The organism is Morganella psychrotolerans (assembly GCF_001676055.1).
GTDB classification, from domain to species: domain Bacteria; phylum Pseudomonadota; class Gammaproteobacteria; order Enterobacterales; family Enterobacteriaceae; genus Morganella; species Morganella psychrotolerans_B.
In genome coordinates this window covers 153,791-175,852 of record NZ_LZEX01000043.1, presented here as the reverse complement: position 1 = coordinate 175,852, position 22,062 = coordinate 153,791, and the positions used below count along the sequence as shown (strand labels likewise).

The window sequence follows — 22,062 nt, the reverse complement described above, 5'->3', positions numbered from 1 at the left end:
CCACCCTGAGGCGGGTATTCCCGCCTTTTTATTTCTGTCATATTGTTGTCATCTCACATATTTTTTGATTTGTTAATGATCGAGGTGACCTGACTATGCCGACTCAAAATCTGTCTGCTTTATTGCAGGATGTTCAGCCCGCCGGTTTTGCAACGGCAATGTATTTTACCGGCGAAGGTTGCGAAATCCCTGACGGGCTGGCGCATGGCGGTCTGAGCAGAACAGACAATACACCCGTTACACCTGACACCCCGATCCGGATAGCCAGTAATACCAAAACATTTACCGCCGCCGCTATTCTGCGGCTGTATGAACTGAATAAACTCACGCTCAATGCCCCTATCGGTGCGCTCATCACCCCGCAATATGCACAATGGCTGACAGACGCAGGTTATGACCTGACTGCAATCACAGTTCAGCACCTTCTCAGCCACAGTGCCGGGTTGTATGACCATGCAGACGACCACTATATTAAAGAGGTGCTTGCCGACCCCGCTCACCTCTGGACGCGGGATGAGCAGATCCGCCTTTATATCCGCCGCGGATATCCGCTGACGGAGCCCGGCACCTGTTTTCTCTACTCAGACACCGGCTATTTATTACTGGCAGATATTATCGAACGCATTACACAGTTGCCGCTGGCGCAGGCTGTCCGCGAGTTGCTGCGCTTTGATGCATTGGGAATGACATCCGCATACTGGGAAGTGTATGAGCCGGTTCCGGCGGGACTGCCGCCACGGGCGCATCAGTATCTCGGTAATATCGACGGCGATACCATCAGCCCGACAATGGATCTTTACGGTGGTGGCGGATTGGTTATGTCGGTAAAAGATTTAGCCATGTTTATGGCACATCTGTTTGAAGGTCGTATTTTTGACAATCCCGCCACGCTTGAAGAGATGCTGAAACAAGGTTCGCACGATGGCGCAGAAGATTACCGCGCGGGTATGATGGTCACAAAAAAAGCAGGGCAGACACTCTGGTATCACCTCGGGTTCTGGGGTACGGCAGCCTACTACCATCCGCAGAAAAAAATTGCTGCTGCCGGGTTTGTTAACAGCAGGGATACCCGCCCGTGGCTGATGAATCTGCTGGAAACCCGTCTGTGTGAGAGTGATGATTAAACGCGCTGATTTACCGGAAAAAAATAACAAAAAGGGCATCCGCGGATGCCCTTCTGACCGTAAATAAACCGGTAATATTCTCAGGCGCTGACGCCATCAGCGCCTGTATTATCCGCAGCCGGTGGCTCAGTATTACCCGGTTGCTCACCTTTTTTTGCCGGTGCGACAGCCGGTTTTTCCGGTTCAGCCGGTTTGACGACAGATAAAGGTACCTGTGCCTCAACAGGCTTTGCCGGCTGTAAACCTGCCTGCTCTGCGGCTGTTTTTTCAGCGGCAGCTTTCTCTGCTGCTTCAGCTGCTTTTTCTGCCTGTTCCGCTTTAGCCTGTTCTGCATCTGCTGCAGCTTTTTCAGCAACAGACGCGGCTTTCTCTGCCGCTGCAACCGCTTTTCCCGGGTGCATGACTTTATCAAACTGCGCACGTAACTGCTCCACGCTCATTTCCGGCTCACCTTTCGGCTGAGTGAAAATAAACCCGGTATCCTGCTCTAAAATTGCATGGATTTCAGCATTCAGAACATCCGGCGTCAGGTTGTTCAGGAATGACTGACGCAGACGCTGATACTGCTCCGGCGGAATATCAATGATGTTACTCTGCTGAGACATCAGACGCTGGTTAATCAGAATATCGGTGGTTGTCCGGGCATAGATAGCAAATAACTGCTGAAGCTGCGCCTGTTTCAGCGCAATCAGTCCGTTAAAGCTGTCGGCGGAAATACCCTTTTCTTTCAGAACAGCCAGTTCACCCGCAAGCTCTGCTGTAATCGCCGGCATTTTTTCATTCGGCGCCTGCACACTCAGCATGCAACTGGCACGCTGATATTGCATCCGGCAATCCATATTCATCGCCATGAATTTTTCGTTTTTCCTGCCCATGCTCTGTTGCAATGCACCGAACAGTGCTTCACGGGCCAGATCGTTCAGCCAGTAGCGGTTGAGTGCTGCGGAATCCTTGACTGATGACCAGTTAAGATCCCAGACCAGCGACAGAACATCCTCTTTCTGGTTTTCGCTTACCGCATGGACAGACAGGGGCTTCATCGGTGGCAGTGTTGCCACGCTGACAGGGGTTTGCCGCTTACCTTCCAGCCCGGAAAATGCTTTATTGATACCGTCTTCCAGCGCACGTTTATCGACCGGGCCTGCAACATACAGCGTTACCATGTCCGGCGTATACCAGCGCTGATAAAAATTATTCAGTGCTTCCACATCAATTTTATCCGCAACCGGTGGTAACGGATCAAAACCCTGTAATGTGGTACCTTTTATCCGGACTTTCCAGATAGGGTCATTAATATTCGGCGGGTAAGTGGCAATCGGTGAATTTGGTGCGGCAAGTGCGCCGGCAACCGTATCCTGATTAAAGATACCGTGTCCTGATATATCCGCCATCCAGCTCAGTGCTTCTTTCAGCAGTTCCGGATTATTATTCGGCAGGCTCAGGTTATATAAAGTGAAGTCATAAGAGACAATAGCCGGCGGCAGCGGCATATTCGGGTCAATAGCATTACTCAGCAAATGAGAAAGCTGCTGCGTATTCAGGCTCTGGCTATTAAACATCACCACTTTCGGAATGAGATAAGAAAACCCTTTTTCAGCGGATTTTTCCATCATCGAACCGGTTTGCACAGAAAGACGCAACTGAACCCGGTCATTCGGACGCTGCGGGGTTTGCAGTAGTTGCCAGTTAAATCCGTTTGCCAGCTTTCCCTGCTGCCATGCCGGATCAGGCTGTAATGCTTCTGCGTGTAACTGTGATGTGGCTGCAATCAGGACGCCACCGAGTAAAACACGTAAATAAGAGCGTTGCATACTAACCTCTTTTGATATGAATCCCTGGTATGCCTTCTTCTGAGGTTTACCACTGATGCCGGAAATAAATATGACGTCAGGCGACAATGCGCTGGCAAAAATGACCGGCTTCCGGGACGTCCTTATGACTCGTCTGAGCTTAGACAGCAAACTAACCGGGAAGTTTTCATGATGGCCCTGATTTATGCTTATTAAGCTGATTTTGATAGCCTTTTGCTAACAAACCAATCTCATCATCCTCATGATACGGTGAACAGCTGAGCGTTTCTGCCGGCTCAGTGCTGTTCAGCTCACGGGCCATATTACGTAACGGGCGCACCATCAGGCGGTTAATACACCAACTTATCGCGATCACGAGGACAAGTGCCAGTAACAGATAACTGGTTACCATCAGAGCCAATGTATTCATTGCAAAGCGATAAATCCGGTTATCATCCACCTGAAGAATAAGATACCCCTGCGGGGGTTTTGCAACATGTGCCACGCCGTATGCGTAAAGCGGAACCCGGATTTCAACCGGGATCCCGAAGATCATTTTTGCTGCAGCCGGAATAGGCCGGTATGTGGCAAAATCCAGGCTGATAACCTGAATATTATCCGGCGTCATCACGATTGCCCGACCTAAAATACCACTGGCACGCAATGTTATCAGGATAGATTTGATTTCATTTAAATCAGATCCTAACAATGCATCTGCCAGCGGTTTTCTGACCTGGACTGACGAATTAAAAAGCTGATTGATGTAATCATCTTTCCGTTGCTGTATCAAATGCGATAACTGAAGGGTAATAAAAAGTGCGACAGTCACCAAAGTCACCACTGCAACAACTGACATCTGCTTAATTGTCAGCGACTTTTTGACTTTTACACGCATATTTCACGCCTTTCGTTGCAATTCAGTTATCACATCTTTCGTCGTACGCAGTGATTATACGTCATCATTGTGCTTTCTGCTGAGCTAATCTCACTCCGTTAACAGTAAAGGCGATAATGAGGCCTCTCATTATCGCCTTTTGCCTTTCAGGAAAACATGTTTTTCTGTAATTTGCTGTAAAACAGCGCATTTATTCCATCGTTTCTGACTGCTCTTCCCGGTCAACCGCAAAGCAGGCAATAAGCTGTCCGCCATAGGATTTCAACTGCGGCTGAAACTGTGTGCAGGTACTGAATGCATGGCGGCAACGGGCAGCAAAAGCACAGCCGGGTGGCGGATTCAGCGGGCTGGGCAGTTCGCCGGTCAGCTTGATCCGTTCACGCCGTTGCGCCGGGTTCAGACGCGGTGTTGCAGAAAGAAGTGCCTGTGTGTACGGATGACGCGGATTATCAAAAATCTGCGCTTTAGTCCCTTTCTCCACACAACGCCCCAGATACATCACCATCACATCATCGGCAATATGCTCCACGACAGATAAATCATGAGAAATAAACACATACGATAAACCTAATTCATCCTGCAAATCCATCATCAGGTTCAATACCTGGGCACGGACAGACACATCCAACGCGGAAACCGGTTCATCTGCGATCACCACATCGGGTTCCAGCATCAGCCCGCGGGCGATAGCAATGCGCTGGCGCTGCCCGCCGGAAAACATGTGCGGATAGCGGCTGTAATGCTCTGTTTTCAGTCCCACTTTCGCCATCATGGCCAGCACTTTCTCTTTGCGTTGCGCCGCACTGAGAGAGGTATTGATAACCAGCGGTTCTTCCAGGATCTGCCCGACTTTCTTACGCGGATTCAGTGAGCCGTACGGGTTCTGGAAAACAATCTGGATTTTCTGACGGCGCAGTTTTTCTGCCTGTTTGTCTTCAACCAGCAGATTCTGGCCCTGATAAAATAACTCACCGCCGGTGGGTTTCTCAATCATAGTCAGCAAACGCCCCAGGGTGGATTTTCCGCAACCGGATTCCCCCACAACCGCCAGCGTTTTTCCGCGCGCAAGGTCAAATGAGACGCCGTCAAGCGCTTTTACCATCCGCTCCGGTGAAAAAAAGCCTTTCTTCACCGGATAATGTTTTTTCAGATCCTTTACATGCAGCAGGGGTTGCGTGATTTCACTCATGGCCCGGTCTCCCTTGATCATCCAGCGGTGTATGACATTTCACCTGACGTGACCCGACAGTGCGCAGTGCCGGTTCTTCCGTGCGGCAAATCTCTGTTGCATACGGACAGCGCGGGTTCAGCAGACACCCGTCAGGGCGGTCATACTTACCGGGCACGACGCCCGGCAGTGATTCCAGGCGGCTCTTATTGCCCGCAAATTCCGGCAGCGCCCGTAACAGTACCTGGGTGTAAGGATGCCGGGGCGCACGGAAAATATCTGATGCTTTACCGGATTCCACCACCTGCCCCGCATACATCACAATGATGTGGTGTGCCGCTTCCGCCACCAGCGCCAGATCATGGGTGATAAGCACCAGTGCCATATTTTCCTGCTGCTGTAATTCAAGCAATAACTCAATAATCTGAGCCTGGATAGTGACATCCAGCGCCGTTGTCGGTTCATCGGCAATCAGCAGTTTCGGGCGGCAGGCAATTGCCATCGCAATCATCACCCGCTGGCTCATCCCGCCGGATAACTGATGCGGATAGACATCCAGCCTTGATGCCGGATCAGGAATACCCACCAGCAGCAGCAAATCAATGGTGCGCTGTAACCGGGTTTTGCGGTTACCACCCTGATGCACTTTCAGGGCTTCCATTATCTGAAAACCGACGGTATAGCACGGATTGAGGCTGGTCATCGGATCCTGGAAAATCATCGCCACGTCCGATCCCACCAGTTCACGCCGCTCTTTTTCCGAAATAGTCAGCAGGTGGCGGCCGTCAAATTCCAGATTATCCGCCATCACACGACCGGGAAAATCAATCAATCCCATAATGGCCAGTGAACTGACGGATTTTCCGGAGCCGGACTCCCCGACAATGCCCAGCACCTGACCTTCATCAACCTGATAGCTGATCCGGTCAACGGCGCGGAATGGCATCTCTTTTTCACCGAAGTGAACAGATAATTTATCAACTGTTAATAACGCCATGTCTGCACCTCTACTGCTTCAGCTTAGGATCAAGGGCATCACGTAATCCGTCGCCCATCAGGTTAAACGCCAGTACCGTCAGTAAAATCGCCAGCCCCGGGAAGGTCACCACCCACCAGGCGCTTTGCGTAAACTGTAAAACATCGGAGAGCATGGTTCCCCACTCCGGTGTCGGTGGTTGTGCGCCCATTCCTAAGAAACCTAACGCCGCCATATCCAGGATGGCATTGGAAAAACCCAGAGACGCCTGCACAATAAGCGGTGCGAGACAGTTCGGTAAAATATTCACAAACATCTGACGTGCAGCACCTGCGCCCGCCACACCGGACGCCGTGACATAATCACGGCTGACTTCCGTCAGTACCGCCGCTCGCGTCAGGCGGATATAGTGCGGCAGTGCAACAAAGGTCAGCGCCAGCGAAGCATTCACAATCGATGGTCCGAAGATAGCCACCAGCACCAGCGCCAGCAGCAGGCTCGGCAGTGCCAGCATGATATCGACGATGCGCATGATCAGAGCATCAATCCAGCCGCCGAAATAGCCGGCAACTAATCCCACAACCACACCCATAAGTAATGAGAGCGCAACCACCAGACAGCCCACCAGCAGCGAGAGGCGGGCACCAAACATCAGGCGGGACAATATATCCCTTCCGATATCATCAGTGCCGAGTATAAATTCCCATGAACCGCCTTCCTGCCAGACAGGCGGCTGCAATAAATGTGTACGGAACTGTTCATCCGGCAGATGCGGGGCAAGCAACGGGGCAAAAATTGCAATCAGTAACATCAGCAGGATATAAATCAATCCGATTAATGCACCTTTGTTGCGGCTGAAATAAACCCAGAATTCGCGCAGCGGAGAGAGAGGCTCAGGCGCGCGGGTAACAACATTGTTCGTTGAATCAGACATCGTGCGCTCCTCTTATTTTTTGTGGCGGATCCGCGGATTAATGACACCGTAGAGTAAATCCACACACAGGTTAACCAGGATGATAAGGATGGCGATCAATAATACTCCGCCCTGAACCACCGGATAGTCACGGCGTTGCAGTGCATCAATCAGCCAGCGCCCGATACCGGGCCAGGAGAAAATGGTTTCTGTCAGAATGGCTCCTGCCAGCATGACACCGACCTGTAAGCCAATTACTGTCACGACCGGTAACAATGCATTACGCAGCGCATGCACCACAATCACCCGCAGACGGCTCAGCCCTTTGGCGCGCGCGGTACGGATATAATCTTCACCCAGAACTTCCAGCATGGCAGAGCGCGTCATACGGACAATCACCGCCAGCGGAATAGTACCGAGAACGATGGACGGCAAAATCAGATGCATCACGGCATCTTTAAAATCACCCTCCTCGCCCCAGACCAGGGTATCAATCAGCATAAATCCGGTGAGCGGCTGAGTGTCATCCAGGAAAACGCTGTCTGCCAACCTTCCCGATACCGGGGTGAGGTCAAGATTGACCGACACCAGCATGATAAGCATGATGCCCCACCAGAAAATCGGCATGGAATAGCCCGTCAGTGAAATGCCGATAACGGTGTGATCAAACACCGAACCGCGTTTAACTGCTGCCAGTACACCTGCCGGGATACCGACGGAGATGGCGAAAATCATGGCGCAGGTGGCAAGTTCCAGCGTGGCTTTAAAACGGGGAACAAATTCATCCCACACCGGCTGACGGCTCTTTAATGAGATACCGAGGTCGCCGTGCAGGACACCATTGATATAATGAAGATACTGTTTCCAGTAAGGCTGATCTAATCCGAGAGCCGCCATTAACTGGGCGTGACGCTCAGGAGAAATTCCGCGCTCACCCGCCATAATCGTGACCGGGTCGCCCGGGATCAGATGAACAAATATAAACGTCAGTAATGTGATACCGATAAATGTCGGTATAACCATCCCTACCCGTCGGAGGATAAATTGCAGCATATCCCTGATTCCCTTGTAATGCCCGCTGACAGCGCTCAGGTCATAAAGACCGGACGAAAGGGGGGTCTTCCCCTTTATACTCACACCATGAATAATATTATTTTAATTATATGTTCTGCATCGACCGTACTATGCGGTGCGATACAGGGTTCGCCGCCCTTACAGAGACGGCGAACCTGAGACACTAATTACTGACTTATTATTTTTCGATTGAGACTTTATCAAAGTGATGTTTGCCCAGTGGATCAACCACATAGCCTTTCACTTCTTTGCGAACAGGCTCATACACTGTGGAATGCGCAACAATCAGCGCCGGTTCCTGCTCTTTCATCACGACCTGAGCCTGCTCATACAGCTTGGCGCGCTCTTTCGGATCAGCAGTGGTACGCGCCGGCAGGATGATGTTTTCAAAGGATTGATCGCACCATTTCGAGTAATTCGATCCCTGCGCTTTCGCGGCACAGCTGAAGAGTGTCGCGAAGAAGTTATCCGGATCCCCGTTATCGCCTGTCCAACCCATCATAACAGTCTGAGGTTCGCCCGCTTTCGCACGCTTGAGGTACTCACCCCACTCATAAGTAACAATTTTGGCTTTCACGCCGACTTTCGCCCAGTCAGCCTGGATCATCTCAGCCATACGGCGCGCATTCGGGTTATACGGACGCTGAACCGGCATTGCCCACAGGTCAATTTCAAACCCGTTTTCCATTCCGGCTTCTTTCAGCAAGGCTTTTGCTTTTTCAGGATCGTACGGATAGTCCTGTAAGTCTTTGTTATAGCCCCACATGGTTGGCGGGATCAGGTTTTTCGCTTTCTGTCCGGCGCCCTGATAAACCGCGTCAATAATGGCGTCTTTATTCACTGCCATGCTCAGTGCCTGGCGGACTTTGACATTATCCAGTGGTTTTTTCTCAACATTATAAGAGAGATAGCCGACATTCAGGCCCGGCTGCTCTTTCAGTACAATGTTGTTATCCGCGCGCATGCGATCCAAATCAGCCGGGTTCGGGTACGGCATTACCTGACATTCGTTTTTCTGCAATTTAGCATAGCGGACAGAGGCATCAGGCGTGATAGAGAACACCAGGCGATCCAGTTGCGGGCGGCCATTCCAGTAATCATCATTCGCTTTATACAGGATGCGGGAATCTTTCTGATACTGCTGCAATACAAACGGACCGGTGCCGACCGGGTTCAGATCCACTTTTTCCGGTGTTCCGGCTTTCAGCATCTGATCCGCATATTCAGCAGAGAGAATGGAAGCAAAGTCCATTCCGAGGTTTGCAAGGAAAGGCGCTTCTGAACGGCTCAGTTGGAAACGGACAGTGTTATCATCGACTTTCTCGATTTTTTCGATGATTTTATCCATATCCATGCCGCTGAAATATTCATAACTGCCGCCGGATACTTTGTGGTACGGATTATCCGCATTTTTCTGACGATCAAACGTGAAAATCACATCATCAGCATTAAAATCACGGGTTGGTTTAAACTCTTTACTGGTATGGAATTTAACCCCTTTGCGCAGATGGAATGTGTACGTTTTACCATCCGGACTCACATCCCAGGACTCAGCCAGACCCGGCTCCAGTTCTGTCGTTCCGGCTTTAAACTCGACCAGCCGGTTGTAGAGCGGAACAGAGCTCGCATCATAGGTTGTTCCGGAGGTAAATAACTGCGGGTTAAAGCCTTCCGGTGATCCTTCCGAGCAGAAAACCAGCGTGCCTGCCGCGTTAACACTTGCAGACACTGCCAGTGCAATCAGTGTGACACTCAGCTTCATCAATCCTGTCTTACGTTTGGCGACTTTCATCATCGTTATCTCCGCCTGTCATTGTATGTTGTGTTTGTCTGCGGCCCGGCCGGTAAAGCAGTGCGTACCACAGATTTCAGTTTGATTATTATTTTTTGACTCTTCACTAAATCAACTGTCACACAGGCAGTCAATACTATTGACTGTAGACCCCGACAACACATAAGGCACATAAACTAAACGGTTTTATAACAAAAACAGGTAAAATGTTTGAGTTGGCGCACATTAGCGCGCTAATTAATCCGGTTGATAAAAAGTGAGCAGAACAAACAACTGTCAAAAATTATACGATTTTTGTGACTGAATGCTTAATTACTATCCGATTATTTTGCCTGCTCACCCTGAACCAGTGCTTTACGTTGCCTGTTTCATCACATTGCAATACATGATCCGTGTAACACCTGATACACAGAGGGATTATCACGTCACGAAAACAAACGCTCTGCAAAATACGGATCTCATCAGTAGCTCAGACTGACAGAAAAGCCGGCATTAACAGAAAACGGTCGAATATCATCAGCCTTTATCAGCGGTATCCCGGCAAAAACCTGATAACCAACTGATTTATAACTGCCTTTAATACCAATCTCACTTCCCGCCAGCCAGTCCGGCGAAGCCATCCCGATGACTTGCGCATAAGGCTGTGCAGCATCTGCCGCGATATATATATTGTGGTTCACAAAGGGCTGCTGCCAGACAAATTCATTCCGGCTGATAATAGCCCGCTCAGCACTCATGCTGTAAGCAAACGGATACCCCCGTACAGCGTAGCGATCACCTAATGAGACGTAATCCATTCCGTCTGACTTATCCGCATTAGTCACTCCCCGCAGCATACCTTCATAATAAAAAGCCTGCCCGCCGCCACGAAACGGCACGGTCAGTGTTGTTTCTGCAATAACCTGTCTTGTCGGCTTAATTTTTTTAGGTGACAACGGCATGGCACCAAACCGGTTCAGTGAATGCTTATATTGAATTTGATACCGCAAGGTAAACACCGGATGATGATAACGATGGTTCAGCGCAAGATCCCAGTACACGGAACGCCGTTCAGGTGCTTGCAGAGCAGAGCCCGCAAGTGTGATGCTACGGGTCACCGCAGATACCCCGCTGCTGAGCGTCATATCATGTATTGGTGTCAGAAGCAGTTTGCGGGCAATACTGAGATCCAGCATTTTGCTGCGGGTAAAATAATCCAGTGTATCGTTTACCACCGGGTACTGCTGTTTCTGCTCACTGTAGCTGCCGCCGGCCGTAAATTCCCAGTGCTGATACGGTACCCGGTATTGAGCATAGATAAATTTAGTTCCGCCTGAATAGTTTTTATCCAGATCCCGCAGGGTATAAATAAACAAGCGGTCATACAGTCGGAGCGGATTCTCAATACTGAGCCGGTTATTTATTTGCAGGCGACCGGTTGACGGGCTGCCGTGATTGTTAACATCCAGCCTGCCACTCAAACTGCGTGTTTTTTGCTGTGACACCATAATAACAGAGCTGCCGGGCTTATCCGGATCAGGCACAACTGCTGCCTGCGCCCCCAATCCCGCCAACTCATTCAGGTGAGTCATTCCCAGTTCCGTATCACGGATATTCAACTGTCTGTCTGCTCTCTGCGGAAAAATCAGATTCAGACCAAAACGGGATTCTCCGCTCTCCTGATCGCGGTAACCACTCAAATATCCGGGCTGATAACTGACGACAAGTATGCCGTCACTGACATTTTGCGGCGGTACACTGACCAGGGCTGTAATAAAACCCGCCTGATGGATCCCTGATTCCAGCCCCATGATGGCTTCCGCCATTTGCCCGGATGTCAGACACTGTCCTGTGACCTGATGTTCGAATTGATCTGCCAGATGAGATGGTGCGATCAATTCACGCTGTTCAATAATTACTGCTGAAAGTGTGGCGCAAGGTTCTGCTGAAGGTATAGACGAGGGATTTTCCGTGCTCCACGCACAAGTACTGGCTGCTATCGCAATAGCAGCCGTTATTTTCTTTATCATATGTCAGTCCGCTTGACGATATATCCATTTTGAACAGCCAGTTAAGCGGAAAAAAAAGAAGAGAGATATCAAAAAACACCGTAATTTTACGGGAGATAATAAGGCGGAAGGATAAAAAGAGTGGCAGCAGAAGCCGGAAAGCAAAAAGCCCTGCCATAAGGCAGGGCTTTTCTTGAATATGGTCGGCGAGATAGGATTCGAACCTACGACCCACTGGTCCCAAACCAGTTGCGCTACCAAGCTGCGCTACTCGCCGAAGCGGGACGAATATTACTGCCGGAAAGGTAAAACGTCAAGGTAAGAAACCGAAAATATCTACTTTCCGACGCTTTATTTTTGCTTTGCTGGTTTATTGTCCAAATTGATGTTTTCAATCTGCTTATTAGTAATAATATATGTTTTTTATTTGCTATCAGAATGCGTAAAACTGACAAAAAATGACCACTGAATTTATATCGTACATTTGCTACTTCACTTATTGTACTTGTGTTTTTACTCATCAATCAGAACCAGGGAAAGGTTATGCAAACTATTTTTAAACTCTCCGTTATCAGCAGTACACTTTTAATCAGCCAGTTCGCACTGGCAGCACCTCACAACGGCATTATTGTTAATCAGGTATCTGCGGATACAACCCGTGTTGTTACTCAGAACAATCAGACCACTATTAATATTGCACCGGCAAATAATCACGGTGTTTCTTATAATAGCTATAATTCATTTAATGTTGATAAAAATGGTGTGACGTTTAATAATCAAACAGCCGGGGCCGGCCTGATTATTAATGAAGTAGTTTCGGATCAAAAATCGTATCTGAATGGTAACATGCATGTAGATGGTCAAAAAGCACATCTTATTATTGCCAATCCTAATGGGATTGCTTGTAATGGTTGCAGTGTTTCCGGTGCAGATCAATTAACACTGGCAGGCGGAAAAATAGTATTATCTCAGGATGATGTATTGCTTGGTTATCACAATGAAAATCATAAAAGCAATATCCGTATTAACAATACAAATGAAAACACTTTCTCTTCAGTGGATAAACTCAATATTATTGCTGAAAATATTACTTTCCGTGACAGTAAAATAAATACACCCAATCTGACTGTTTTCAGCGGTCATGAATTAGTTAAATATTCACCGGATACCGTACGGGGCCTGGAAGCACTTCCCGGCACGAGTGGTACTCAAAAAAGTAAATTGACTATCAATCAGGATAGCCATATTAAAACAGATAATATGTATATCAGCGCAAATAACACCGACATAAAAAATCATGGCAACATTGAGGTTGGCCCGGTTGGTAATGCGCAAAAACAACGCTATATGAACAGCCAACTGACAATGGATCTGGTCAATTCATACCTGATCAATGGCAGCAAAGGCAATATACGTGCAACAGCAGCAGATTCAATATTGGAAAACAGTGAGTTAACCAATAACGGAAATATTCAGATTGATAATAAGCATAAAATACACGAAATAGGCCACGCTGTTATTAATAATAAGGGAAATAAGTCCTCAGATGCCATGGAAATTACCGGTTCAGATAAAATGACATCCGGTGCCGGTATCTGAAGCTGAGATAAAAAATCCACTTCAGTAAAAAACAAAACCCGGTACTGTCATCAGACAGACCGGGTTTTTTATCTTATTAAAAGTGACGTATTACTGTAACAGCGAAATATCCGCTACTTCCAGGAACAGATTACGTAATTCATTTAATAAGGTCAGACGGTTACGGCGGATATTGTCATCCTTATCCATCACCATCACACTATCAAAGAACGCATCCACAGCTTCGCGCAGTGATGCCAGCTCAGTCAGTGCTTCCTGATATTTGCCTTCAGCATACAGCGGTGTCAGCTGTGCTTTCAGATCAATAACATATGCCGCCAGTCGGATCTCTTCCGGAGCATTAAGCAGAGATGCCTGAACAGCATCATTGAGTGCATCATCACTCTTGGACAGAATATTAGACACACGTTTATTTGCTGCCGCCAGTGCCGCCGCCTCTTCCAGAGAACGGAAGTGAGTGACCGCTTTCATACGGGCATCAAAGTCTGCCGGACGGGTAGGACGACGCGCCAGGACCGCCTGGATAGTATCAATCGCATAACCCTGCTCCTGATACCATGCGCGGAAACGGCCTAACATAAAGTCAGTGACATCCGTGACCACATTCTTATTGGTCAGTTTATCGCCGTACAGACGAACCGCTTCCTGTGTCAGCGTATCGAGATCAAGGTTATAGCCTTTCTCAACAATAATACGCAGCACACCCAGCGCAGCACGGCGCAGAGCAAACGGGTCTTTGTCCCCTTTAGGATGCTGACCAATACCGAAGATCCCCGCGAGGGTATCCATTTTCTCGGCAATCGCCAGCGCAGCAGAAACCAGTGTGGACGGCAAAGTATCACCGGCATAGCGCGGCTGATACTGCTCTTTCAGCGCCAGAGCCACATCTTCAGATTCACCATCGTGACGTGCATAGTGCATACCCATCACACCTTGCGTGTCAGTGAATTCAAAGACCATGTTGGTCAGCAGGTCACATTTTGCCAGCAGGCCGGCACGGGTCGCATGATTAACATCTGCGCCAATCTGACCGGCAATCCAGCCGGCAAGAGCTTGCAGACGATCTGTTTTATCACGCAGAGTACCAAGCTGCTGCTGGAACAATACGGTACTCAGGCGCGGCAGATTATCTTCAAGGCGTTTTTTGCAGTCGGTTTTAAAGAAGAATTCCGCATCCGCCAGACGCGGGCGAACCACTTTTTCATTACCGGAAATAATCTGTACCGGATCAGAGGATTCGATATTGGCGACAAAAATAAAATTCGGCATCAGTTTGCCGCTTTTGTCATACACCGGGAAATATTTCTGGTCACCTTTCATGGTGTAAACCAGTGCTTCTGAAGGAACCGCCAGGAATTTTTCTTCAAATTTCGCTGTCAGAACAACCGGCCATTCCACCAGTGAGGTCACTTCTTCCAGTAAGCTGTCAGTCAGATCAGCCACACCGCCGAGCGCCTGTGCCGCTTTTTCCGCATCACGCTTAATAATGGCTTTACGTGCATCGTAATCTGCCATCACTTTACCGCGGGTTTCCAGCACAGCCGGATACTCGTCCGCGTGAGCAATCGTGAATTCCGGCTCACCCATAAAACGGTGCCCGCGGATAATACGATCAGATTTAATCCCCAGAACCTCGCCCGGGATAATATCCGCGCCCATCAGCAACGTCACGGTGTGAACCGGACGCACAAAGTGCGTGTCTTTATCACCCCAGCGCATCAGTTTAGGGATAGGCAGTTTTGCCAGTGCGCGGCTGACCATATCAGCCAGCAATTCTTTGGCGTTATTCCCTTTTTCCACCGCACGGTAAAGTAACCATTCGCCTTTATCCGTGACCATGCGCTCAGCCTGATCAACGGTAATACCACACCCGCGTGCCCAGCCTTCAGCCGCTTTGGTTGGTTTACCCTCTGCATCAAATGCCTGCGCAACGGCAGGACCGCGTTTTTCAACTTCGCGATCAGCGGCAGAATCTGCTAATGCGGCAATTTTTACCGCTAAGCGACGTGGTGCGGCATACCATGCCACATCCCCGTGTGTCAGATTGGCGGCTGCCAGTTCAGATGTTAAATTCGCTGCAAATGACTCAGCAAGAGAACGGAGCGCCTTCGGTGGTAACTCTTCGGTACCGATTTCCACCAGGAAAGTCTGTTGTGTCATGACGGCCTCTCAGTTCTTTTTACACATCGGAAAGCCCATTGCCTCACGGGAGGCGTAATAGGCTTCTGCAACGGATTTGGTCAGAGTACGGATACGCAGGATATAGCGCTGACGTTCAGTCACCGAAATCGCTTTTCGCGCATCAAGCAGGTTGAAAGAGTGAGCGGCTTTCAGAATACGTTCGTAAGCCGGTAACGGCAGCGGTGTTTCCAGCGCTAACAACGACTGTGCTTCTTTTTCATACTGTTCAAAACAGGTGAATAAGAAATCCACATCCGCGTATTCAAAGTTATAAGTGGATTGCTCAACTTCATTCTGATGATAGATATCGCCATAGGTCGTTTTACCCAGAGGACCGTCACACCAGACCAGGTCATAGACACTGTCCACGCCCTGAATGTACATCGCAAGGCGTTCCAGACCATATGTGACTTCCCCGGTAACCGGTTTGCACTCCAGGCCGCCGACCTGCTGGAAATAGGTAAACTGAGTCACTTCCATTCCGTTCAGCCAGACTTCCCAGCCTAATCCCCAGGCACCCAGCGTCGGGTTTTCCCAGTTATCTTCAACAAAACGGATATCATGAACCGTCGGGTCAATGCCCAGCTCTTTCAGTGAGCCGAGGTACAGTTCCTGGATATTATCCGGTGACGGTTTGATGATGACCTGAAACTGATAATAGTGTTGCAGGCGATTCGGGTTTTCCCCGTAACGGCCATCCGTCGGACGACGGGATGGCTGAACATAGGCTGCCGCAATTGGCTCCGGCCCTAAGGCTCTTAAGCACGTCATCGGGTGTGAAGTGCCAGCGCCGACTTCCATGTCCAGTGGTTGAACAATGGTACAGCCCTGACGCGCCCAGTAATCCTGTAATGTCAGGATAAGCCCCTGGAAGGTTTTGGTATCAAACTTTTGCATGTTAGATCCGCACGCGAGAGAGTTAAAAAAATAAAAGTCATTCAGTATACCCTCTGACCGCCTGACGGGACAGCGCTTACCCGATCATTTTTCCGCACAGGAGGAAAAAAGAGTAAACACCTCATTTACATGTATGCATATACAGTATAAATTACAGGGAAGCCTCTCGCCACCGGAGAAAATAAATGACACTATCTGCCGCTTCACAGGTACGCTGCGCCTGGGTTACCGATGATCCACTCTACATTCATTATCACGACAATGAATGGGGCGTGCCCGAACGGGATAATCACAAATTATTTGAAATGATATGTCTTGAAGGCCAGCAAGCGGGGCTTTCCTGGCTGATTATTCTGAAAAAACGGGAAAATTACCGGCAGGCCTTTTTTAATTTCGATCCGGCCAAGGTCGCCGCTATGACTGAAGATGATGTAGACAGACTGATGCAGAACTCGGGTATCGTCCGCCAGCGCACGAAAATTAAAGCCATTATCAGTAACGCGGCCGCCTATCTGGCGATGGCGGAAAAAGGGGAAGATTTCAGCCGGTTTTTGTGGAATTTTGTCGATAATACACCCCTCGTCAATCAGCACACTGACAGCAGCAGTATTCCGACAGATACCCCGCTTTCCCACTCATTGGCTAAAGAACTGAAAAAACGCGGATTTAAATTTTGCGGACCTGTAATTTGCTACTCTTTCATGCAGGCCATCGGCATGATTAACGATCATCTCCCGCACTGCTGTAACCGTCACTAAAAAAAGCCCCCTGTTGTGTAAAACAAACAGGGGAAAAATATAACAAGGACTTCGGATCTCTTAATTTATACCTAACGTCATTCAAGGTGCAGCCAACGAATCTGCAATTTGGATGAACAAAGGTATAGATAATTAACAGATATGATTCACAAGGCTTATGTGGCTCATACTATCAACTAACAGTCCCTATTTTATCCGGCTCCGCAATACGCAATCGCGTTAGTATCCCTCATTTTATCAAGGTGTTAATACCAATGAATTTCATTCATTGATAAATAACTGAACACTTTTTTACAGATATACATTCATTATTCTGTTAAAACCCCCGCCTGCATCTTGAATGACGTTGGGTATTTTGTCTGTGGTCTGGTTCATTACATAAAATATAATTACCAGGTCAACCAGTCTTGTATAAATACAGTAGTAAAAAAACAAAGACTTCTCAGTACTATCTATTTATGGAATAGTACGCCGGTATGGTAAGGAAGCATCACTACCATCAGCTATACAGGGATATATAATGACACGTACCTATATACACAACAGCATAATAGTCAGCGGATTACTGAGCTTAAGCACGGTACTCAGCGGCTGCTCAAGTATCATGACCCGAACCGGTCCGACCGAAGGCTACTATGCCGGAACAAAAAACAGTATTGCCATGTTGCAGGATGACGAAACAGGTTGGGTAATGAAACCCGTCATCGCCATTGATCTACCTCTGTCTGCTGCCCTGGATACGCTTCTTGCCCCGGTCGACTATGCGCTGGAAGATAAAGATAACAGCCTGACGTCCCCGGCGGCGCGGGTAAAACAACTCGAAGCCGCGAAAACAACACAGCATCAGCCCGACGCTCAGCCGGTACAGGATTAAAACAGCCCGGAGTTGCCGGAGATAAATCTTATATCCTGCCACCGGGCTCAGATACTGTACCGGTTACCGCAACCCGGTATCTGCCACCCAAATTTGCTGCCAGCCATTTGTTTCCCGTAAAAAAGCCACCTGGCGGTTATCCGGGGAAAATACGACGGCATCACCTGAAATCCGTGCCTCTGAACGTGCTGTAATTGCCCTGCACACCCCGGTTTCAACGCAGCACAGCATCACCTGCCCCCGGCGGATAAAAGTCAGATACTCTCCGTTACTGTTCCAGTTGAAAGCCGATTCAATACCTTCTGCCCCGGAGGTTATCTGACGAAGATTTCCGCCATTCGGAGAGAGTGTCCATATCTGGGCAACACCTTGGTCATCCTGCATCAGAAACGCGATTTTATCGCCCTGCGGTGAACTGCGCAGCCAGAAACGCGGGGTTTTTGCCAGCCCGGGATAGACACGATCATGAGTAAATGTCAGGCGGGTCTGAGTCACGCCCGCCGGTGGTGCCGGCATTGTGTACTCAGTGCCCTCAAGAGGAGACGAACCGGGTTTTGCATAATCACCGGCAGCTTCCGGCAGATCAAGGCGGAAGATTTCCGGGATAACATCACCATTCTCAGCCCGCGTATCGCCGATAAACGCGATAGCCCGGCGCTGATGTGTACCATCTGGTTTTATATATCCTTCCCTTCCAATCCAGCCCTCTTCATACGCCCGGCTGATATCATCGCTGCCGGGTAAAGGAGCCGGCGTGGTCTTTGATACCACACAGCAGAAAAATTCACCGTTATATTCACGCGGGTGATCCCCGGCAACTGTCACCGGATGCAGCGGAACGGCGACTGCCACATTGCGTAAATCCAGCGCAGGATCCCGTTCATGCAAAACATGGTCGTTATACGTAAAACTAAGCCATTCTCCGTCCGGACTGAACATATGAACATGCGTTCCGCCCCGCAGCGCACCCGGCTGATATGGCGAGGTAATACAGAAAGCATCAATGTTATGTGCGGTACCGGGTGCAGCATCATTAACAATAACGCCCTGCCGGTGATGAAAATCGTAGTGCCACGCTGTATCCGGATGCTGTGGTCCGCGAATAAACGCGTAACGTACCGGAATTTCAGGGCTGACAGTCACAACACCCACATGAGCCCCCGCCGTCCCCCGGTAAATTTCGGTGATTTTTTTCGTTTTTACATGAATTTTTTCTATCGTTTCACCAGTAAAAGAAGCGCCTTGCGGGCGAACATCATAAACCAGCCATTGGCTATCTGGTGTCCATATATTACTATTAGTAAGCTGATGATTACGGGGTGTTGTTGTTATCTGATATTCATTCATTAGGGTGATACTCTCTTCTTATATCATCAGTTCGGATAACAATAACTAATCCGAATGTGTCAGACTAAAAAAACTCAGTCGAGACTTCCGGCTGCACTGACTATGCTAACCTTCCGATAACCCGGCAATGATAAAATTATGTTACTCAGTATCCTGTACATTATTGGTATTACCGCTGAAGCAATGACCGGCGCACTCGCCGCAGGCCGCCGTAAAATGGATGTTTTCGGCGTTATTATTATCGCCTCCGCAACCGCCATCGGCGGCGGCTCTGTACGCGATATGCTGCTGGGTCACTACCCTCTGGGCTGGGTTAAACATCCCGAATATATTATTACGGTTGCCTGTGCTGCCGTCATTACTATCTGGGTCGCACCGATGATGAAACATCTGCGTCGTCTGTTCCTGATCCTCGATGCCATTGGTCTGATGGTATTCTCCATTATCGGCGCACAGATAGCACTCGATATGAATTACGGCCCCGTAATTGCCGCTATCGCTGCCGTTATCACCGGGGTATTCGGCGGTGTGCTGCGCGATATGCTCTGTAATACGATCCCCCTGGTTTTCCAGAAAGAGTTATATGCCGGTATTTCATTTGGTGCGGCATGGCTCTATATGGGATTGCTGTTTTATACACCGCTGCCCCGTGATGCGGTCATTATTATCACCCTGGTGGCCGGCCTCAGCTCCCGTTTAATCGCTATCCGCTACCGCCTGGGTCTGCCGGTTTTTAATTATGAGAATCAGGATTAGCACCGGTAAATCCGTCCACACCCTGTAATTGTAATGACGCAACCACACCTTCCGCTTCCAGCGCCTGTGCATAGTGGTTGCGCTCAGCTTTCAGCCGGTTTTCCTGCCTGAACAGTAACCAGTCAGCCGGTAACGGACCCTTTCCCGGCACACCCAGCGCCTTTATCCAGACAGAAAAAGGCTTTTGCCGTGCCGCATCAGCCTGCCGGTAAAAATTCACGCCCCTCACGTTACCCAATGCTGCTTTAAGCTGATCTTCGTCCAGCGACATCCAATCCAGCAGGCCGGAAAATGTATAGTGATCTGCCAGCTTACCCCAGTTGCGTACACCGGTTCCGGTCATGCCGAGTTGCTTTCCCAGCCAGACCAGGCGGGCCAGATACTGCTGACGACATACAGGCGTATATGTCAGACAACTTGTGCGGTGAAAATCCGCTTTACCGGGGACATTCAATTCCGGCGGTGTTTCTGTTTTCCGGATAACCTCCCGTACTTTCGGGATACCGTGCCCGTGCAATCCCACCACAATCAGATCTCCCGGATAAATACGCTGTTTCATCCAGACCGCCGGCGACCCCATAGCTACCCGCTTAATCGTTTTTCCGTCAATAATAACCGGCTCAACAGAGAGTAACACCGTAATACGCCCTGTCCGTCCGACCGGAAACTGAACATGACGAACTTCGGTAACCGCTGTTTGTACCGGGTATTTCCATGCCAGTGACCAGTGGTTATGACCCGTCTGCCAGCGGGAAGTGTCCTGTGGCGGCATTTGCTTGAGAACAACACCATCACCGGCAAACGGCATCGGTTGGCGATACCAGGCTTCCCGCTGCTCTGCGGCACTTTCCGGATCACTAACCGCCTTTGTATATTGCGCGGTCAGCGGAAATCCCCATTCTGTCAGGGTATTTAAACTCTGCTGCATATTTGTCGCCCCGCCAGGCCATGCCCAGATAAAAATATCCAGCTCCCGCAGTTGTTTGTCATTTGCCTGCCTCATCAGCAGACCGGCAGTGACTGAGCGGAGATTTTTCCCGCCGTCACGGGACTGCACATGACCATCACGGCGCAGAAAAATTTCTCCCTGCAAAATAACATCTGTAAGCTCTGTTGCAATTTCCTGCGGGATGGCGGGGATACGCCCGGCTTTCTCCGTCCAGTCAAGGCCGTAATGCCCGTCTCCGCGGCTTATCATGTGAGCCAGTTTTCCCTTGCTGTACACGAGGGATACCGCCACGCCATCAACTTTAGGCTGGATCAGAACATTTTTCCGGTGACGCAGCCATTGCGTAACTTCGTTATCTGATGCGGCTTTACGCACACCGGTGTGCACCACCGGATGCTTCACTTTATAGCGTACTGAAGACGGCAGGATAACCGGGGTCTGCGGCCCGTAACACTGCTCAAGCCTGACCAGTCGCGCCCGCATCTGATCATAGGTTTCATCACTGACCTCACTGATACCTTGCGTATGATAACGTTTATCCCAGTGAGCCAGTTGGTTGCGTAATTCAGCCAGTGCTGTTTCCGCCTGCTCCACCATGTGTGGCGGGCATCCGGATTGTATTCCGGTTGCCGCAAATGCCGGCATCACACAAAGCAATCCACCGGATAAAACACCGGCGATAAAAACCCGTTTTATAAGAAATAATTTAATCCTGAACATTATGTCACTCCCTGTCCGCCTGAATTCAGGACATTACACAGCAGCAGACTCTCAGCCCAGAACAACGGAACTGTTTTTCCTGTTGTGCCGCACTGTCATGTAAACAAAGGAGCAATACGTATATTTCTTTCGATCCGGGCGGAAAAAGCGTAAACACAGGTTCATCTGAACGCAAAAATAAGAAATTTTCAGCGGATAATCACCGGAACGCTGCATGTCGCTTCGGGTGCGTGTATACTATATGTGGGGATTTATTTCCTC

The 22,062-nt window shown here is 49.3% G+C and carries 17 protein-coding genes and 1 tRNA gene; 5 read left to right on the top strand and 13 right to left on the bottom strand.

The window, feature by feature from the left end; genetic code table 11:
• The first annotated feature begins 95 nt into the window (after window positions 1-95).
• Entirely contained in the window at window positions 96-1,124 is a 1,029-nt protein-coding gene (locus tag AYY17_RS17820) for a serine hydrolase domain-containing protein (RefSeq protein ID WP_067426013.1), read from the top strand.
• Window positions 1,125-1,204: 80 nt separating this feature from the next.
• On the opposite strand, the gene AYY17_RS17815 is transcribed toward AYY17_RS17820, so the two are convergent.
• The 9 genes from AYY17_RS17815 to AYY17_RS17770 form a co-directional block, all read right to left on the bottom strand.
• Complete coding sequence (locus AYY17_RS17815; protein WP_067426011.1) at window positions 1,205-2,935, bottom strand: M16 family metallopeptidase; 1,731 nt, start codon at window positions 2,933-2,935, stop codon at window positions 1,205-1,207.
• Between the two features lie 166 nt (window positions 2,936-3,101).
• Window positions 3,102-3,809, bottom strand: coding sequence for a HAMP domain-containing protein (locus tag AYY17_RS17810; RefSeq protein ID WP_067405643.1), 708 nt, complete (start codon window positions 3,807-3,809; stop codon window positions 3,102-3,104).
• 190 nt (window positions 3,810-3,999) lie between these two features.
• Window positions 4,000-4,998: a dipeptide ABC transporter ATP-binding subunit DppF gene (gene dppF, locus AYY17_RS17805; RefSeq protein WP_067426009.1), complete on the bottom strand. Its 999-nt coding sequence runs from the start codon at window positions 4,996-4,998 to the stop codon at window positions 4,000-4,002.
• Window positions 4,991-5,974 carry a dipeptide ABC transporter ATP-binding protein gene (dppD, locus tag AYY17_RS17800; RefSeq protein ID WP_067426007.1) on the bottom strand — a complete coding sequence of 328 codons (984 nt, stop codon included), beginning with the start codon at window positions 5,972-5,974 and terminating at the stop codon, window positions 4,991-4,993. Before dppD ends, dppF begins: the two co-directional genes overlap by 8 nt.
• Before the next feature lie 10 nt (window positions 5,975-5,984).
• Complete coding sequence (gene dppC / locus AYY17_RS17795) at window positions 5,985-6,887, bottom strand: dipeptide ABC transporter permease DppC (RefSeq protein WP_067405655.1); 903 nt, start codon at window positions 6,885-6,887, stop codon at window positions 5,985-5,987.
• Between the two features lie 12 nt (window positions 6,888-6,899).
• Window positions 6,900-7,919, bottom strand: coding sequence for a dipeptide ABC transporter permease DppB (dppB, locus tag AYY17_RS17790; protein WP_067426005.1), 1,020 nt, complete (start codon window positions 7,917-7,919; stop codon window positions 6,900-6,902).
• Window positions 7,920-8,118: 199 nt separating this feature from the next.
• The gene (dppA, locus tag AYY17_RS17785; protein WP_067426090.1) at window positions 8,119-9,732 is read right to left on the bottom strand and encodes a dipeptide ABC transporter periplasmic-binding protein DppA; all 1,614 of its coding nucleotides are present in this window, start codon (window positions 9,730-9,732) and stop codon (window positions 8,119-8,121) included.
• A gap of 461 nt (window positions 9,733-10,193) precedes the next feature.
• On the bottom strand, window positions 10,194-11,741 hold the full coding sequence (locus tag AYY17_RS17780) for a ShlB/FhaC/HecB family hemolysin secretion/activation protein (protein WP_082981446.1): 1,548 nt from the start codon (window positions 11,739-11,741) through the stop codon (window positions 10,194-10,196).
• 179 nt (window positions 11,742-11,920) lie between these two features.
• A tRNA-Pro gene (locus AYY17_RS17770) sits at window positions 11,921-11,997 on the bottom strand.
• A 266-nt stretch (window positions 11,998-12,263) separates the two neighbouring features.
• Between AYY17_RS17770 and AYY17_RS17765 the strand changes: the two genes are divergently transcribed.
• Window positions 12,264-13,319, top strand: a complete 1,056-nt coding sequence (locus AYY17_RS17765; protein ID WP_082981445.1) for a two-partner secretion domain-containing protein — start codon at window positions 12,264-12,266, stop codon at window positions 13,317-13,319.
• Window positions 13,320-13,409: 90 nt separating this feature from the next.
• Here the strand turns inward: AYY17_RS17765 and glyS are convergent, their stop codons facing one another.
• Together glyS and glyQ are read right to left on the bottom strand one after the other, a co-directional pair.
• The gene (gene glyS, locus AYY17_RS17760) at window positions 13,410-15,479 is read right to left on the bottom strand and encodes a glycine--tRNA ligase subunit beta (RefSeq protein ID WP_067426000.1); all 2,070 of its coding nucleotides are present in this window, start codon (window positions 15,477-15,479) and stop codon (window positions 13,410-13,412) included.
• A 9-nt stretch (window positions 15,480-15,488) separates the two neighbouring features.
• Entirely contained in the window at window positions 15,489-16,397 is a 909-nt protein-coding gene (gene glyQ, locus AYY17_RS17755) for a glycine--tRNA ligase subunit alpha (RefSeq protein WP_067405667.1), read from the bottom strand.
• A 185-nt stretch (window positions 16,398-16,582) separates the two neighbouring features.
• Here glyQ and AYY17_RS17750 point away from each other — a divergent pair, with 185 nt between their 5' ends.
• The gene (locus AYY17_RS17750) at window positions 16,583-17,155 is read left to right on the top strand and encodes a DNA-3-methyladenine glycosylase I (protein ID WP_067425998.1); all 573 of its coding nucleotides are present in this window, start codon (window positions 16,583-16,585) and stop codon (window positions 17,153-17,155) included.
• A gap of 520 nt (window positions 17,156-17,675) precedes the next feature.
• Window positions 17,676-18,029 carry a YceK/YidQ family lipoprotein gene (locus AYY17_RS17745; RefSeq protein WP_067425996.1) on the top strand — a complete coding sequence of 118 codons (354 nt, stop codon included), beginning with the start codon at window positions 17,676-17,678 and terminating at the stop codon, window positions 18,027-18,029.
• A 63-nt stretch (window positions 18,030-18,092) separates the two neighbouring features.
• Here AYY17_RS17745 and AYY17_RS17740 read toward each other — a convergent pair whose 3' ends face one another.
• The gene (locus tag AYY17_RS17740) at window positions 18,093-19,376 is read right to left on the bottom strand and encodes a DUF3748 domain-containing protein (RefSeq protein WP_067425994.1); all 1,284 of its coding nucleotides are present in this window, start codon (window positions 19,374-19,376) and stop codon (window positions 18,093-18,095) included.
• A 138-nt stretch (window positions 19,377-19,514) separates the two neighbouring features.
• On the opposite strand from AYY17_RS17740, the gene AYY17_RS17735 reads away from it, so the two are divergent.
• Window positions 19,515-20,132 (top strand): trimeric intracellular cation channel family protein, encoded by a 618-nt coding sequence (locus AYY17_RS17735; RefSeq protein WP_067368756.1) that lies wholly within the window; start codon window positions 19,515-19,517, stop codon window positions 20,130-20,132.
• Here the strand turns inward: AYY17_RS17735 and ligB are convergent.
• Entirely contained in the window at window positions 20,110-21,801 is a 1,692-nt protein-coding gene (gene ligB, locus AYY17_RS17730; protein WP_082981444.1) for an NAD-dependent DNA ligase LigB, read from the bottom strand. The two genes, AYY17_RS17735 and ligB, sit on opposite strands and share 23 nt — an antisense overlap.
• Window positions 21,802-22,062: the final 261 nt, after the last annotated feature.

Excerpts from the sequence above, each read along its gene's own strand:
- AYY17_RS17820 (WP_067426013.1), top strand. The coding sequence starts at position 96 with ATGCCGACTCAAAATCTGTCTGCTTTATTGCAGGATGTTCAGCCCGCC.
- AYY17_RS17815 (WP_067426011.1), bottom strand. The coding sequence starts at position 2,935 with ATGCAACGCTCTTATTTACGTGTTTTACTCGGTGGCGTCCTGATTGCA.
- AYY17_RS17810 (WP_067405643.1), bottom strand. The coding sequence starts at position 3,809 with ATGCGTGTAAAAGTCAAAAAGTCGCTGACAATTAAGCAGATGTCAGTT.
- dppF (WP_067426009.1), bottom strand. The coding sequence starts at position 4,998 with ATGAGTGAAATCACGCAACCCCTGCTGCATGTAAAGGATCTGAAAAAA.
- dppD (WP_067426007.1), bottom strand. The coding sequence starts at position 5,974 with ATGGCGTTATTAACAGTTGATAAATTATCTGTTCACTTCGGTGAAAAA.
- dppC (WP_067405655.1), bottom strand. The coding sequence starts at position 6,887 with ATGTCTGATTCAACGAACAATGTTGTTACCCGCGCGCCTGAGCCTCTC.
- dppB (WP_067426005.1), bottom strand. The coding sequence starts at position 7,919 with ATGCTGCAATTTATCCTCCGACGGGTAGGGATGGTTATACCGACATTT.
- dppA (WP_067426090.1), bottom strand. The coding sequence starts at position 9,732 with ATGAAAGTCGCCAAACGTAAGACAGGATTGATGAAGCTGAGTGTCACA.
- AYY17_RS17780 (WP_082981446.1), bottom strand. The coding sequence starts at position 11,741 with ATGATAAAGAAAATAACGGCTGCTATTGCGATAGCAGCCAGTACTTGT.
- AYY17_RS17765 (WP_082981445.1), top strand. The coding sequence starts at position 12,264 with ATGCAAACTATTTTTAAACTCTCCGTTATCAGCAGTACACTTTTAATC.
- glyS (WP_067426000.1), bottom strand. The coding sequence starts at position 15,479 with ATGACACAACAGACTTTCCTGGTGGAAATCGGTACCGAAGAGTTACCA.
- glyQ (WP_067405667.1), bottom strand. The coding sequence starts at position 16,397 with ATGCAAAAGTTTGATACCAAAACCTTCCAGGGGCTTATCCTGACATTA.
- AYY17_RS17750 (WP_067425998.1), top strand. The coding sequence starts at position 16,583 with ATGACACTATCTGCCGCTTCACAGGTACGCTGCGCCTGGGTTACCGAT.
- AYY17_RS17745 (WP_067425996.1), top strand. The coding sequence starts at position 17,676 with ATGACACGTACCTATATACACAACAGCATAATAGTCAGCGGATTACTG.
- AYY17_RS17740 (WP_067425994.1), bottom strand. The coding sequence starts at position 19,376 with ATGAATGAATATCAGATAACAACAACACCCCGTAATCATCAGCTTACT.
- AYY17_RS17735 (WP_067368756.1), top strand. The coding sequence starts at position 19,515 with ATGTTACTCAGTATCCTGTACATTATTGGTATTACCGCTGAAGCAATG.
- ligB (WP_082981444.1), bottom strand. The coding sequence starts at position 21,801 with ATGTTCAGGATTAAATTATTTCTTATAAAACGGGTTTTTATCGCCGGT.